Annotated in this window: 12 protein-coding genes; 2 read left to right on the forward strand and 10 right to left on the reverse strand. The window is 36.2% G+C overall.

Translation table 11 applies throughout. The annotated features are described in order from the left end of the window. Positions 1-133: 133 nt before the first annotated feature. On the reverse strand, positions 134-520 hold the full coding sequence (locus DFQ08_RS12100) for a DUF302 domain-containing protein (protein WP_114310284.1): 387 nt from the start codon (positions 518-520) through the stop codon (positions 134-136). Between the two features lie 301 nt (positions 521-821). On the opposite strand from DFQ08_RS12100, the gene DFQ08_RS12110 reads away from it, so the two are divergent. Next, positions 822-1,373: a hypothetical protein gene (locus DFQ08_RS12110; RefSeq protein WP_114310286.1), complete on the forward strand. Its 552-nt coding sequence runs from the start codon at positions 822-824 to the stop codon at positions 1,371-1,373. A 106-nt stretch (positions 1,374-1,479) separates the two neighbouring features. On the opposite strand, the gene DFQ08_RS12115 is transcribed toward DFQ08_RS12110, so the two are convergent. From DFQ08_RS12115 to DFQ08_RS12125, 3 genes are all read right to left on the reverse strand, one after another. Then, positions 1,480-2,670: a CynX/NimT family MFS transporter gene (locus DFQ08_RS12115; RefSeq protein WP_114310287.1), complete on the reverse strand. Its 1,191-nt coding sequence runs from the start codon at positions 2,668-2,670 to the stop codon at positions 1,480-1,482. 169 nt (positions 2,671-2,839) lie between these two features. Then, positions 2,840-3,721, reverse strand: coding sequence for a YihY/virulence factor BrkB family protein (locus tag DFQ08_RS12120; RefSeq protein WP_114310288.1), 882 nt, complete (start codon positions 3,719-3,721; stop codon positions 2,840-2,842). Positions 3,722-3,790: 69 nt separating this feature from the next. Further along, positions 3,791-4,321: a redoxin domain-containing protein gene (locus DFQ08_RS12125; protein WP_245935433.1), complete on the reverse strand. Its 531-nt coding sequence runs from the start codon at positions 4,319-4,321 to the stop codon at positions 3,791-3,793. A gap of 199 nt (positions 4,322-4,520) precedes the next feature. On the opposite strand from DFQ08_RS12125, the gene DFQ08_RS12130 reads away from it, so the two are divergent. Next, on the forward strand, positions 4,521-5,912 hold the full coding sequence (locus DFQ08_RS12130; RefSeq protein WP_114310289.1) for an NAD-dependent succinate-semialdehyde dehydrogenase: 1,392 nt from the start codon (positions 4,521-4,523) through the stop codon (positions 5,910-5,912). 137 nt (positions 5,913-6,049) lie between these two features. On the opposite strand, the gene lpxD is transcribed toward DFQ08_RS12130, so the two are convergent. The 6 genes from lpxD to DFQ08_RS12160 form a co-directional block, all read right to left on the reverse strand. Beyond that, the gene (gene lpxD / locus DFQ08_RS12135; protein WP_114310290.1) at positions 6,050-7,039 is read right to left on the reverse strand and encodes a UDP-3-O-(3-hydroxymyristoyl)glucosamine N-acyltransferase; all 990 of its coding nucleotides are present in this window, start codon (positions 7,037-7,039) and stop codon (positions 6,050-6,052) included. 181 nt (positions 7,040-7,220) lie between these two features. Next, positions 7,221-8,339, reverse strand: coding sequence for a DEAD/DEAH box helicase (locus tag DFQ08_RS12140; protein WP_114310291.1), 1,119 nt, complete (start codon positions 8,337-8,339; stop codon positions 7,221-7,223). Positions 8,340-8,468: 129 nt separating this feature from the next. Next, complete coding sequence (locus DFQ08_RS12145) at positions 8,469-8,852, reverse strand: hypothetical protein (RefSeq protein ID WP_114310292.1); 384 nt, start codon at positions 8,850-8,852, stop codon at positions 8,469-8,471. 169 nt (positions 8,853-9,021) lie between these two features. Then, positions 9,022-10,572: an SDR family NAD(P)-dependent oxidoreductase gene (locus DFQ08_RS12150; protein WP_114310293.1), complete on the reverse strand. Its 1,551-nt coding sequence runs from the start codon at positions 10,570-10,572 to the stop codon at positions 9,022-9,024. Positions 10,573-10,600: 28 nt separating this feature from the next. Next, positions 10,601-11,050: a KTSC domain-containing protein gene (locus tag DFQ08_RS12155; protein WP_114310294.1), complete on the reverse strand. Its 450-nt coding sequence runs from the start codon at positions 11,048-11,050 to the stop codon at positions 10,601-10,603. A 93-nt stretch (positions 11,051-11,143) separates the two neighbouring features. Beyond that, positions 11,144-12,697, reverse strand: a complete 1,554-nt coding sequence (locus DFQ08_RS12160; protein ID WP_114310295.1) for a DEAD/DEAH box helicase — start codon at positions 12,695-12,697, stop codon at positions 11,144-11,146. Positions 12,698-12,767 lie beyond the last annotated feature (70 nt).

A 12,767-nucleotide genomic window follows, 5' to 3' on the forward strand; every position in this document is an offset into this window, starting at 1 on the left:
GAATACTCGATGAATAACACATTGACCTTAAGGATTTAATTGATTTCAGAAGAACTATACTGTACGCAAAAACCGTTTAAAACGCAACCGTTTCTGAGCGTGCAAGCATCGAAAAACATAAAAGCAGTAATGATTATACCGTTTTAATAACCGCCTTAAGTTTTGAAGAAATATCCTGAGCAATGGCTTTTAAATCGTCATTATCTACAGCTTGCATGGAAGCCATAGGGTTAACCGCTGCCACCTCAATAGCGCCAGAATCTAATTCTTGCACAATAATATTACAAGGTAGCATAGTGCCTATTTTATCCTCCGCCATCAAGGCTTTGTGTGCACTAGGCGGATTACAAGCACCTAATATTTTATAATTATTAAAATTGACGTCTAATTTTTCTTTTAGCGTGCTCTTGATGTCTATTTCCGTTAAGACACCAAACTGTTCGGTTTTAAGAGCAGCAATAACTTTTTCTACCACATCGTTAAATTGGCCTTCTAAGGTTTTACTAAAGTAATAACTCATAATATATTGATTTTTAAAGATTAGTGTTTGTCTTTAAAATTAATTGGATTTTATAAGTCGTCTTGATGCAATAGCATATTTCATTGTTTCATTTCAATAGAGTTGCATATTTAGCTTTAAAGACCTCGGATTCATTACTACCTGATTTTATAGAGGAAAAGTTAGAAACGTGTGGAGGAAGAATGGTCATAGTTCTAATAACCTTATCTTTTTTAGATATTGAATTATTTCAAAATAAAATCCAAGATGAACCACCTTATAAGTTTAAAGATATAATGTACTTTAGCAACAAACTAAGCAAATGAAGCGATGCCTAATCCTTGTTTTCGTCATTATTTCTTTCTATTCATCTTCTCAAAATTTTGTTGACGATATTGACCGCGTAGCGGTTGTCGTTATTGATTATTGTGTAGATACAAATGGGAAGCGGTTTGATATTAAAATTAACCAAGACAAAAGTACCTATAAGCATGATGGCTGGCAACAAGGCTGTTTAGAGCATTTTAAAAACGGGACGTTAATTTACCCAATGAAAATGACCAATACATGCTGGAAATCCATCTACTATTTTGTGAATTCAAAGTACAAAACCTATGAATTACCAGCGGAAGACCGTGTAAAATGTAAAGAATTTCATCGTGGCAAATTTAAGTATGAGAATCCTGCATACAGTGAAACGATTATAAAACGACGTGCCAAACGTCAGATTGAACATGGTGACTTAGGTGGAAAACAGAAATATAAAATAAAGTGGACAGACGATCACAAGTATAAATTGGAGACTCTTAAAATGTCTTTAGAAAAAGACAAACATAAAGAAGAATACAATCAAATTTCACCACAAGAGCCCTAATACGGTAATTGCAACTAAATGTCCTATAATTTATATTATGTAAAATACTTTTGTAAAAACATAAGATTTGTATTCCTTTTTTACTTCATTAATATCTAAAGATTCTTTAGACTTTACGGTCGCGCCCTACATCTATTCCGGTTATGAGTTTTATAAGCGCTACAAGTATGAGGAATATTAAAGTATAATTCCATTCCTGTGTAAGATCATAAATAACACCGACAGTAAACGGTCCGCCAGCTGCGATAATATAGCCAATAGATTGAACAATTCCTGATAATTCTGCGGCGGTTTCCGCATCATTAGATCGTAATACAATAAGCAACAAAGCCAAGCCGAATGTACCTCCAAGTACCAAACCTAATAGGCCTACCCAAAGCACTACCATTCCTGTTGCAAGAAATAATAATCCTAACAACGCGATGAGCTCCATAGCCACTAAACTTGCAATAACAAGGCGCTGGTCTTTTCTAGATCCGGCCCATATCGGAATAACAATGGCACCCAAAATCCCGGTACCCTGCGATAAGGATAACATCCAGCCTGCATATGCGGCATCAAAACCACGATCAATAAGAATAGCTGGTAACCAGGCTAAAATCACATAAAAGGCTGCCGATTGAAGTCCCATATAAAAAGCCATTCGCCATACGAGTAATGACCCCGATAGTTTTTTCATCGCTACCTTAAAACTTCTATTCGGTGGCAATCGCTTAATTCGCTTTATACTAGGCAGCCAAATAAATGCTGCAATAATGGCTAAAATAGCCCAAGCGCTTAAAGATCCACGCCAACCCAAATTCATCTCTACAGATAAAGGCACGCTTAAACCCGCGGCAAACGCAGCGCCTAACGACATTATTCCGGAGTATAAACTTGTTACAAATCCTGCTTTATGCGGGAAATTTCGTTTTATTAATGCCGGAATTAACACATTTCCGAAGGCTATGGCCACACCTAAAATGATGGTCCCTAAATACAAGGTAAAGACCCCTCCTGCTGAACGAATAACGAGTCCGGCAACCAATAAAATTAAAGCGCCTAAAAGCGTATTTCCAATACCAAAACGTTTGGTAAATAAAGGCGTCATGGTAGATACCACCCCAAAAGCCAATAAGGGTAATGTGGTTAGTAATCCTAATAAGGTATCAGACAATAAAAGCTCTAAACGAATCTTATCTATCAGCGGTCCAATGCTAGACAAGGCAGGTCTTAAATTTACCGAAACAAATAAAACCCCTATAAGAAGACGTGTTCGGGCCCCTTTGCTTAATCCATTTTCATCTAATTCTGCCATATTTTCTATTTAGGAATTTTAAAGGGTCCTATTCTATTTATCGGGTTTTTAGGTTTGTAACAGTGCCCTATACGTATCAAAAAAAGAGGCAAAAATAAGTCTTTGCTTTAAAAAGACCGCTCTTTACCTCTATTATAAACGAAACGCGTTCGCACCGATTTATAAATCACTATTCCCCAGTGATGTAATCGTCTTCAACGTATTGATCGGCATATTGTTTTGTGAAATGCGCTCCAAATAGTAAGATTAAACTAGAATAAGACACCCAAAGCATAATTAAGATGATTGATCCTGCTGCGCCATAGGTAGATCCGGGTTCCATGGTATTAAAATATAACGCCAAAAGATATTTTCCTATTAAAAACATAAAAGTGGTTAATGCCGCACCTGTTCTTACAGTTTTCCATTTAATCTTAGCCGAGGGTAGATACTTAAACATGGTGGCGAATAATAGATATATAAAGCCAACCGAAACTAAGAAATCGATGACAAAGAGGTAATCGAATAAATTGTCGGGCAAAAATCGATTTAATTGTTGACTAAAAGCACTCAGTAAAGAAGTTAAAATAAAACTGGTTAATAGTAAAAACCCTAAGATTAGTATAAATCCAAAACTTTTTACACGACTCATTAAAGTGGCGACAACATTATTTTTATACGCTGGCTCCTGATCCCAAATATCGTCTAAAGCCGATTGCAACTGAAAAAAGACTCCTGTAGACCCGTAAAGCAGGGTTCCTATCCCTATAATTGTCGCAAATAGATTGGTGTTTTCACCACTCTGATTATCAATCATCGTTCGGATCGCATCCGCTGCATCGGGACCAATTGCGTTTGAAATTTCACCTAATAATTCACCTTGCACTAAATCTTCACCCCAAAAACTCCCGACCACTTTCAAGATAATAATAATTAAAGCCGGTAACGATAATACCGCATAATAAGCCACAATGGCGCTTCGTTGGAAAGGCTCACCTTCGAACCAAGATTTCCCTGAAGCCAAAAGCAATTGCGGTAGTTTTGTAATTTTAAATGTTTTGTTTTCAGACATATATTGCGGTAATAAAAAATACGCAAAGCCTAGAAGACTTTACGTATGTATTCTATGGTTTTAAAATTATTAGGCCTCTCCTCTAGCCGGATAATCTTTATTTAAGACAAACTTAATGGCATTGATAATATCATCTAAGCCCGGTCTTGCAAAAGGCATTGTTTGTAAGGACGCACAGTATAATTCTTGGTTAGGCTTTATAACAAACAGCCCAGGTTCTATAAACGTTTCTGGCTCATCTTTGATACCTTTAGATATAAATAATCCCCAGTCTCGGGCTTCTTCAATAGAAAATTCATACCCTAACGGCACATCTCCTATATCCCATTCTTCCGCAGTTTTTAAAGCGGTTTCTTTGGTATCGCTACTCACGGCCACTACATTGACGCCTAAATCTTCAAATTTGGACAATTTTGTCTGTAATTCTTCTAAATATTTCTTACATACCGGACAGTGAAGCCCGCGATATACAACAACCATAGTAAAGGCCTCCGGATTTTGTTTGCTCAAGGTCCACTCCATCCCGTTGGTTAAATTTATACTTAAATCTGGTGTTTTTTGTCTTGGTTTTAACATGTCTTTTTCTTTTTTATAATTCATTTAGATATTCCCATTATTTGGAAAATTCTAAATTAGAAGAAGTCCTGCATTCCTCTTGGCTCGTTTGCAATTTCTATTAATGCGAACGCTAAAATTTTACATTCCCAATTGCACCTCGTGTTTAAGTCAATAATTAATAGAATACCGTTAATAGTCTTTGGTTAAGAATTGCACCTTTGAGTTATAAAAAAGTAGCATTATGGAAAATAACACAAAAACAAAAGACATTATAACAATAAATCCAACAACAGGAAAAGAGCTCAGTGCCTACCAATATATGACTGACGATGTTGTGAAGACAACTATTGAAAAATCGCATGATGCCTTTTTAAAGTGGAAAGGACAATCCTTTGAATCACGAGGAAAAATCATTAAAACTATAGGTATAGAATTACAGAAGCATAAATCTGAATTAGCCGAGTTAATGACCAATGAAATGGGGAAACTTCTAAAGCAAAGTGAGCAAGAAGTTGATTTATGTACCACTATTTGTAATTATTCTGCAGATCAGGCTTCAGAATTTCTAAAAAACGAAACCCGTGAACTTCAAGATGGTAAAAAAGGAATTATCACTTACGCACCAATTGGGGTGATTTACGGAATTCAACCTTGGAACTACCCCTCTTATCAAGTGATCCGCTACACCATAACAAATCTTATGGCCGGAAACAGTATTCTTTTAAAACATGCGGCTAATGTTACAGGAACCGCAAAATTATTAGAATCTATCTTTGAAGCCGCAGGACTTCCAAAGCACTTATTTAGCGTCTTACTCATAAACCATGACCAATCTGACCTCGTTGTGAATCATAAATTAGTTCGCGGTATAACCTTAACAGGAAGTCCGAAAGCTGGAGAAATTATAGGCGAAAAAGCAGGTAAAGCCTTAAAAAAATCGGTTTTAGAATTAGGTAGTAACGATGCTTATATTGTTTTAGACGACGCTGATATTGAATTAGCTGTAAAAACCTCCGTGATGGGTAGAATTTATAATAACGGAGAAACCTGTATTGCTGCTAAACGATTTGTAGTCGTTGAAGCGGTTTATGAGACTTTTAAAGATGAATTTGTAAAAGCCATGAAAGCCTTAAAGATGGGCGACCCAATGGCTAGTGACACTAAGTTAGGTCCTATTGCAAGAGAAGACTTGAGAGATACGCTACATGAACAAGTGCAACAAAGTGTTAAAAAAGGGGCTAAACTCTTGTGTGGTGGCGAAATCCCAGATGGTGATGGCTATTTTTATCCAGCAACTGTTTTAGAGCAGGTGACACCAGGACAACCGGCTTATGACGATGAGTTATTTGGCCCTGTAGCCTCCTTAATAAAAGCTAAAGATGAAGACGATGCCATGCGTATTGCTAACGACAGTCGTTTTGGACTTGGAGGTGGTATCTTTTCTAAAAATGAAAAGCAGGCTATAGAACTTGCCGAGAAGTATTTTGATACCGGAATGGTGTTTATCAATGCCTTCGGAACCGCGTATCCTAATATGCCATTTGGAGGTGTAAAAGACTCTGGTTTTGGTAGAGAACACGGTGGTTTTGGTATGAAAGAGTTTGTAAATATCAAATCGATCATGGTGGGCTAAACTCCAATAACACCTTCTAAATAAAACGTCAGTAGATCTCTATTTTTCGCTTTACTCATAGTCTCAACACTTTATTAAAGCGATAAGACTTCAAGTCTAAAATACAGGTCTACTGACGTTTTTATGTTTTATTATGATCAACGTGCTAGTTTCCTAAGTGCTACCCATTGTTTTAACATCTCTCTAGAATCTACGGCCGGGTATCCTAATACTGTTTTTCCAGCTGGTACATCATTCATTACGCCAGATCCAGCGCCTACTGTAGCTGCTGAATGAATGGTGGTATGATCTTTAATAGACGCTGAACCTCCAATAATAACGCCATCCCCAAGCGTTACAGATCCTGCTAAACCAGAACTTCCTGCCATTATACAAGAGCGACCAAGGACACAGTTGTGGGCAATTTGAACCAAATTATCAATTTTACAACCATCCCCAATAATCGTAGAACTAAATTTACCGCGGTCTACACAAGAATTAGCACCGATTTCTACAGCATTACCAATAACCACATTTCCTATATGAGGTATTTTTACTAAGCTACGACCATCATCACTTGGGCGGTACCCAAATCCATCAGCACCAATACTTACATTATTATGGAAAATACAATAGTGTCCGATTTCTGAGCGCTCTCTAATTACAGTTCCCGACCAAATTACCGTATGATCGCCAATTGTGGTATCATCTAAAATGGTCACATTAGGATACACGGTAACATGAGCTCCAAGGACCACGTTTTTACCAATATAGGCACCTGCTCCAACTTTAGTACCTTCTCCTAATGTTGCAGAAGCATCAACCGTTGCTGAAGGATGAATAGCAACTTCAAAATGCGGTGCTTCTGGCGCAAAGGCTTCTAATAATTTCGCCATAGCCAAATCGGCATTTTTAACTTTGATAAAGGCTTTGTTTTCGCCGGGTTCTAAATCTATATTGTCGTTAATAATCGCCAAACTTGCATTAGAGTCCTTCCAAAGGTTTTCAAATTTTCGACTTCCAATAAAAGTGGCTTGATGGGGATTGGCCTTTTCAATTTGCTCTAATCCCGTAATAGCGTTAGTGCTCTCCCCTACGATTTCACCATTAATAATGGCATTGATATCTTGAATAGAAAATGATTTCATCAATTATGTAGCATATTAGTTTATTATGACACAAGGTAAGGTTAATATCTTAAAAACCGAATCATAGTCAGTATTTGACGCCGCATATTTTGTTAGAAATACCAAATTATAAGACACAAAAAGAGGTTTATTAAAACTTTAATAAACCTCTTTTAACTATTTAAATAGCAACTATTTAATGCTAAATCGCTAATTCTCTAAACGTAATTCCTAAAGCAGATTGAATATCGATAACTTTCTGCATTTCACCAGGAATAATTAAAGCAATAGATTGCCCTGTCTTCCCTGCCCTAGCCGTTCTTCCACTACGGTGCGTGTAATAATCGAGTTGTTCTGGCAATTGATGATGCAATACAAAACCTAGGTTATTGACATCAATTCCTCGTGCCGAAACATCAGTAGACACTAAAACTTGAAGACTTTCATTTTTAAAAGCACGCATCACTTTATCACGTTCTTTTTGTTGCATATCACCTTCTAAAGCGCCTACAGCAAAACCTTCATTTTGTAATTCTTGAGCCAAGGCTTTCGTTCCTGCTTTGGTTCTGCAAAAAATAATGCCACGTTCCTCTTGTCTTTTATCCAAAATACGGATAATCATGTTCAGCTTTTCTTTAATGCTCGTATGTATATAATGGTGCGAGATGTTTTCATTTACCAATGCATTCTTATTCACTTCAACCTTCACGGCGCTTGGCGACATATAAGTATTCACCATACGTTTAATTTCTTCTGGCATGGTCGCTGAAAACAACCAAGTGTTTCTTCTAGAAGTATTAAACTTTAAAATTTTATTTAAATCTTCCTTAAAGCCCATACTCAACATCTCATCCGCTTCATCTAAAATCAATGTTTTCACTTTAGAAATATCTACAGCACCACGCTCTACCAAATCTAACAAACGACCTGGTGTAGCCACAACAATATGAGTGGTTCTTGTTAAGGCTTTAATTTGCTTATCCATTTTTTCACCGCCGTAAACACCTTCAGCAAATATTTTAGCATCAACATATTTTGTAAACCTAAAAAGTTGCTTTTGTATTTGTTGCACTAATTCGCGCGTTGGCGCAATAATTAAAGCTTGAACATCCGTATTATTAGGGTTAATAGCGTGTAATATCGGTAAACCAAAGGCCGCTGTTTTACCCGTACCCGTTTGCGCTAAACCTATTAAATCGGTTTTAGATTTAAGCAAGGTAGGAATAACCGCTTCTTGAATTTCGGTTGGATTTACAATGTTAAGCTCTTTTAAAGCTTTGATATAGGATTTACTAATCCCTAATTCTGAAAATGTTTTCATACAAAATAATTAAAGTGCAAAGGTAACTTGAACGTCTCAATTTTTAAGACTAAAAAAGTGTATTTCTAAAATAAAAAAACATCCTAAACGTCATTTAGAATGTTTGTATTATCCTTTTAAGTTGAATTGTTATTTATTATCGGTTTTATCTGAAGTTGTAATGACGGCAAGCGGTTGAATTTGCGACTTTATACGCTTATACAAATCAAACTGTGGTTGCCTTAACACATTGCGCATCTCCATCGTTTCCGCTTTTCTTAATTTATATAACAGGTTTAGCTTTTCTTCTCCGCTAAACTTCTGATGAATATTTTCTTCTTTTATTAAATACTCTTCAATTTTTTTCTCGAACAAAATAAATTGCTTTCCATCTAAAGCTAAGTGCTCATCGTAAGTCTTAGTTAATTTAGTAGCCACAGCCTCTAAAGCTTCATTGTCCTTCTGTAAAATTGGATCTTGTGCAGACAGATTAATTGTGAATAGTAGGCTTATGATAAATAGAATAGTTTTCATTTTAAAGTTGTTTTTTGGCTTTCTTTAAAATACCATTTTAACAACTTTAAGTCAAAAAAATTAAGAATTCTTAACCTTTAAAACAACGATTTAACATTGAATTAATAGTTTATAAAACACCTTATTAAACCTTAAAAACCAAATACTTTAAAATAAAAACACAATAAATCTACCAGCTGATAGGGCGATAATCTTTTAAAAATTTACCAGACCAATGTTTTCCGGTATTAATCCCATCAAAAAGTGGGTCCATTACACGAGCAGCACCATCTACAATATCTAAAGGCGGCTGGAAATCATGAAGCTCTTGTTTACGTTTTGCTAATTCCGCTGGATCTTCATCCGTAACCCATCCGGTATCTACCGCATTCATATAAATCCCTTCCTTCGCTAAACTACCTGCTGCCGTATGTGTTAACATATTTAAGGCTGCTTTGGCCATATTAGTGTGCGGGTGACGATCTTCTTTAAAGAAGGTGTGAAACTTCCCTTCCATTGCAGACACATTAATAATGTGTTTCTGACCTGTTTTTTCTTTCTTCATCACTTCAGAAAGACGGTTACATAATACAAACGGTGCCACTGAATTCACCAATTGCACTTCAATCATCTCTGTGGTTTCAATTTCCCCTAATTTTAGGCGCCAGCTATTGGTTTTTCTTAGATCGACCTGCTGTAAATCGGCATCAAGTTGCCCTTCAGGAAAGACCTCTTGCGCCACTAAGGTATTATCAAAACTATACGGAATTTGTGAAAGTTTAGCAGAAGCTCTTAAGCCAATTCCCGGTTCAGGTCCATGCCAAGTCACCGGCATATTTTTATTAGGTGAAGCCGTAGAGGTTAATTGCTGAAGCTCTTGCAAACACTCGGTATGATCGTTAAGTAAATCGCGAGCAAATTTCGGCAATTCTTCAATAGGACGTTCTTCATTAGGTATTAAATGGCTGTAAAAGCCTGCCGGACGTCTTACTGTTTGTGCAGCATTATTTATTAAAATATCAAGCCTTTCATAACGTTGCTCTATAAAATTACAGAAAATCTCAACACTAGGAATATGTCTTAAATCTAAACCGTGTATTTTAAGGCGGTGCCCCCATTCTGTAAAATCCTCTTCCTGAGAAAAGCGCAAGGCTGAATCTACAGGAAAACGGGTGGTCGCAATTACTGTAGCGCCACCACGAAGTAACATTAATGTAATATGGTAACCGATTTTTAATCGAGACCCCGTAATTACTGCCACTTGTCCTTTAACATCTGCGGTTTGAAAACGCTTTGCATAATTAAAATCACCACATTCTTCACACATAGTGTCGTAAAAATGGTGTAATTTGGTATACAAGGTTTTACAGACGTAGCAGTTTCTAGGTGATTCTAATTCTTGCTGTTCTTTAGCTTTTAAATCGGCTTCCGCCAATAATTTTGGAGCTACAAAAACATGGGCCTCTCTAGCACTTCTAATCCCCGTTTCTTTACGGGCATTTTTATCGCGAGCTGCTTGTTTTCTTTTAGCCGCTTTTTTAGCATCTTTTTTACGACGCGAAAATTCTTCCCTACTCGGACGCGATAATTGTCCTGAGGCCTTTATTAAAGCGGTACGTTGTGCTTTAGGAATTTCAAAAATCTGATCGGTGTCCGCAACCAATCGTTCTAAAATAGAAATACAAGTTTCAATTTCTTTTACTGAAATTTCTTCTGATGGATTGGAGGTTTCCTCGCTCATAACTTTAAAAAACGCGTTATACTTATTCTTAGGCCGCTTGGGTTTCTTTTTTAGATTTTCTGTAGGTATACGAATTGAAGATACTACGCCTTGCAAATCGCATTTGTTTATCAGAATTTAAAAATTTGATAAATACATTTTTAGGAACCCCAAAATACTCATAGGTGGTACCATCTAAAAAGGTAATTTCTAAAACCAAACCTTTATGCTGAAAATCTAAAATACTAGATTCCATAATGGTTTTATTATAAGCCTCTAAATTAGCCGCCTTAGTTTCTGGTGCTATACTCACTAAAAAGTGGTAGGCATCAATAATTTCAACACTCTTCAATTCTGCCTCTGCCTGTCCTGCATCACCATCTTGAAATTTATCTGGGTGCCACTCTTTTACAAGGTTTCTATAGGTTTTCTTTAAAGTCTTTAAATCTAGAGAATCTTCTATAGCAAAGAGTTTTTTGTACTGGGAAATGCGTTTCATGTTTCGTGCTTTAATTTGAGGCGCGAAATTACGCTATTTTATTAGACAAGAACTACTTTATTATTTTTTAAATTTTAAGAGCGCCAAAAAATCTTAATCCTCTGGCGGATAACCATGTATTTCCTCAAATTTCTCATCAAAATTACTTCTTAAGTAAGAGCTTAATTTCTTCTGATAATCATCTTTTAACCATTTCAGGAAATTATAAGTACTTCTACTAATACATTTCGCGTAAGTTTCAATACGCTGGTTAATATCGTCTTTCAATAATTTTGCTAAGGCCAAAGCATCATAAACATCTTCACTGTTTTCAATACAGATCTTAGCATGCTGTTCTATGGAACGCTCTAAAACTACTTTTGAAGACTCTCCCGCATCTACCGCATCCTTATAAGTCTGCTTAATATCAAAGTACGTCTCTTCCGATTTAGAAAACTCTTCTTTTACTTCATCCGATAAATCGTGCTTAAAGTTAGACTCAATAGCTTCATCATCTTTTATACGGTCTGCGTAGAAATTAGGTGACTTAAAGATGGTCTGCCAATCTAAATCCGCACCCCAAGGTCCAAAGCGGTATAAGTTATTCCCTAAATCAATGGTTGTAAATTTGGATTTGTTATTTAAAATACGCGATCCACGACCAATCATTTGGTAATACAAGGTCAATGATTTTGTGGCTCTATTTAAAATAATGGTATCAATAGTAGGCTCATCAAAACCTGTTGTTAAGATACTTACTGACGTTAAAATAGCATCAGGAGTCTCATGAAACCATTGTAAAATTTGCTTTCGCTGTTTTTTAGTCGCCGTATTATCTAAGTGCATTACCGGATAACCTGCATCCTTAAAAGCGTAATAAACATTAATAGATGTATTAATACCGTTATTAAAAATCAAGGTCTTTTTCCCTAAAGAGTGCTTTTTATAGGCATCAATTAATTTCTGCAACATAGAAGGACTAGAATACAGATCTTCAGAAGATTTCACAGTATAATCACCATTAGACCCTACTTCTAACGACGTTAACCCCATATCGTAAGCATAAGTTTCCGCACGTGCTAAAAACTCATTTTCAATAAGGTTTTCTATGGTTTCCCCGGTAATTAACTCATCATAATTATCCTTCATTGGTAACTCCTTATTGGAACTTAAAGGCGTTGCCGTTACCCCAAGAATAAATGACTTTTCAAAAAACTTAAATAGTTTTGTAAAAGAGTTGTAGTGCGCTTCATCAATAATTACTAAACCAACATCCGAGATATCTAAAATCCCATCATTTAAACGGTTGTTTAGCGTCTCTACCATAGCCACAAAACAAGAATACTCTCCTTGATCATCTAAATTGGCCTTACTATTCACAACTTTGTTGGTTACACCAAAGCCATTCAACATTTTTGATGTTTGATTACAAAGTTCCACCCTGTGCGTCATAATTAACACCTTTTTATTATGATGTTTTAAATACTGACGTACTATTTCAGAAAAGATAACGGTTTTACCACCCCCTGTTGGAAGTTGATAAAGCAGGTGATAATCCTCACGTTCGGTATCAAACTTTTCAAAAATCTGACTTATCGCCCCCTGTTGATAGTCGTATAATTCTTTATCAGTTTTCTTTTCTTTAACAGCTTCTCTTGCTTCCGACATAAATTTAGTTTCGAGGTTTTAAATGAAGGTGCAAATTTACAACACTTTAATGCACTAAAAAAGCTTCAGC

The organism is Winogradskyella arenosi (assembly GCF_003337305.1).
Classification (GTDB): domain Bacteria; phylum Bacteroidota; class Bacteroidia; order Flavobacteriales; family Flavobacteriaceae; genus Winogradskyella; species Winogradskyella arenosi.